Source organism: Gemmatimonadales bacterium, assembly GCA_035502185.1.
In the GTDB taxonomy this organism is placed as follows: domain Bacteria; phylum Gemmatimonadota; class Gemmatimonadetes; order Gemmatimonadales; family JACORV01; genus Fen-1245.
This window is the reverse complement of record DATJUT010000064.1, coordinates 1-2,709: the sequence shown is the minus strand read 5'-3', so window position 1 is coordinate 2,709 and position 2,709 is coordinate 1. Positions and strand designations below refer to the sequence as shown.

The 2,709-nt window shown below is 73.0% G+C and carries 2 protein-coding genes; both read right to left on the bottom strand.

The window, feature by feature from the left end:
• Positions 1-793, bottom strand: a 793-nt coding sequence (locus VMF70_08765) for a serine/threonine-protein kinase (protein HTT68107.1), incomplete at its 3' end; no start/stop codon positions are given.
• A partial coding sequence (locus tag VMF70_08760) for a hypothetical protein (GenBank protein ID HTT68106.1) occupies positions 790-2,709 on the bottom strand: 1,920 nt, incomplete at its 5' end. The genes VMF70_08765 and VMF70_08760, both read right to left, overlap by 4 nt.

Sequence of the window (2,709 nt, the reverse complement as noted above, 5' to 3'; positions counted from 1 at the left end):
CGTAGCGGTCAGCCGGCACTTTCGCCAGGGACTTCTCGATCACGCGCTGCAGCGCGGGCGACACCGTGGCGCGTATCACGTGCAGCGAGCGCGGCGGCTCCTGCATCTGGCGGGCGAGCACCGCCTGCGCCGAGGGACCGGTGAACGGCGGCTCGCCGCCGAGCATTTCGTACAGCACGCATCCCAGCGCGTAGATGTCCGCCCGCGCATCCAGGTGCGCGGCCCCACCCGCCTGCTCCGGACTCATGTAGGCCGGCGTCCCCACCGCCAGCCCCGCCGTGGTCAGCCGGTCTCCGCCGGCCTGCGAGATCGCCTGGGCGACGCCGAAATCCATCACCACCGCGTGCCCACCCGACAGCATGATGTTCTCGGGCTTGATGTCGCGGTGGACGATGCCGTGCTCGTGCGCGCAGCGCAGCGCCTCCGCCACGTCCTCGGTGATCTTCAGTGCCAGGTCCAACGGCAGCTGCGTCTCGCGCGTCACCCGCGCGCGGAGCGTCTCCCCTTCCACCAGCGGCATCGTGTAGTAGAGCAGGTCGCCTGTCTCTCCGGACTCATGGACAGGGACGATGTTGGGATGCTGCAGCAACGCCGCAATGCTGACTTCGCGGTGGAAGCGCTCCGGGCCCAGCAGATGAGTCAACTCGGGACTCAGCACCTTGACCGCGACTGGCCGGCCCAGGTGCCGGTCGATCGCCCGATACACGGTCGCCATGCCCCCACGTCCCACCTCGCCCTGGACCTCGTAACGGGCCCCGAGCGCGTCCTGGAGGGACGCCCGGACGTCGGTCATGCCGCGCCTCGCTGCAACGCCTTCAGCCGTCCCCGCAACACGGCCTCCAGCGCGCGCCGACCCAGCGCGTGCGCCGCCTGAGCCCGCACCTCAAGACCGTCACGCAGGTACAGCGCGTACGCCATCGGCGCCGCGGCGTCCAAGACGCCCGCCACGGCCAGCGCGTCGGCATAGCGCCCCTTCGCCAGCAGCAGCTGCGCGAGCAGCAGCCGCTCCTCGGCCAGCGGAGCCATCCACTCCCAGGCGAGCTCGCCCATCGTCCCCCGCGGCGTCAGGGACGACAAGATCGCAATCGCCTGCGTCGTGTCGGCGCGCAGCACAGCCAGGCGGGCCGCGAGCGCGCCGTGTGCCAGCGTGTCGGCCCCGTCGCTCTCGCCTACGCGCATCGTGTCGGCCAGGACACCAACGATCTGCTGTAACCGCGCCGCATCGCGCCGCAGCCAGGCGTACATCCCGTGCCACCACAGCCAGCGCGGCCCGCGCCCGTGCAGCGGCGCGCGCGGGCCGCCGAGCGCGGGGTCGCGCAGCGCCGCGGCCGCCTCGCCGTCGGTGCCGACGCCCGCGATGGCATCCACCAGCTGCAGCGTGTGCGCCGCCGGGTGCACGCTGTCCACGCCCCAGGCCAGGAGCCGCCGCACCTCCGGGTACCTGCCCTCCGCGACCAGCACCGACTGCAGGCCGACGAGGGCGACCCAGCGCGTCGTCACCGACTCCCGCGGCGCCGCTGCGAGCGCTGCGCGCAATGCGCGCTCGGCGCACGCCGGCCGGGTCTTGGCGATCCCGTGCGCGACCACCACGACGTCGTAGGCGGCGTCACCGGGACCACGCGCCGCGCGTTCCCAGTCCACGGCATCGGGGCCGTCGCGCACGCACCGCATCATCCACGTGGCCTTGCGCAGCCAGGCGCTGTCCGGCCCCGCCCGCCGCAGCGCCTGGTACAGCGAGTCCGCGCGCGCCGTCCACCCGCGCTGCATCTCGATCTCGCCGAGGTGGTAGAGCGCCGGCGTGAAGCCGGGATCGAGCTGGAGCGCCTGCCGGAAGTCGAGCGCCGCGAGCGAGTCGGGATTCCACCCGCCGAGCAGGAAGTGGTAGTGCAACTCCCCCCGTGCCATCCACGCTTCCGTCCAGTCGGAGTCCCGCGCGATCGCCCGGTCGAATTCCGCGGCGGCGCGGACCGGATCGTTGGCGAGGTACGCGTGCAGGCCGGCGGCGAACGCGCGGTACTTGATCGGCGCACGGCCGGCGTGCCGGAGCGCAACATCGACCAGCGCCACCGATCCGGCCACGTCGTGGTTCCAGTTCGCCGCCGAGGCGCCTTTCACGGCCGCGAGGACCATCGTCGAGTCGATCTCGAGCGCGTGTCGGTAGTGGGCGAGCGCCGACGTGAACTTCCCGTCCCGATAGTCGAGGTCGCCGCTGACCGTCGCCACGACCGCCGCGGGGTCGTGGCCCTGGAGGAGCTGGAGGTCCACCCGCCGCCCGGGCGAGAGGAACCGCGACAGGAGGCCGACCACCGCCCGCAGGCCGAGGTCGGCGATGAAATGCGGCCCGAACATCCCCGCCGCGCTCACCTGCGGCAGCGTCGAGTCGCCCCTCACGTCGAGCAGCTGCACGGCCACCCGCGCGGAGTCTCCGGAGCGCAGCACCCACCCGCCGAGCGCGTAGCGTGCGTGCTGGCCGCGCGCGATCCGGCCCAGGTCCCCGATGGCGATCAGGGTCGGGTCGCGGCGCTGCTCCGGCGTCAGCCAGGTCCACGCATCCACGACCTTGAGCGGCTCCGCGCTCTCGAGAGCCGAATTGAGCAGGGAGCCCAGCGCCACGCCGTCGCTCCGCAGCGCGCTGTCCCCACGGGCCTGGAGCGGAAACACGACGATCTTGAACGCGTCGAGGCGCGGCGGCCTTGGCCAGAGCAGCCA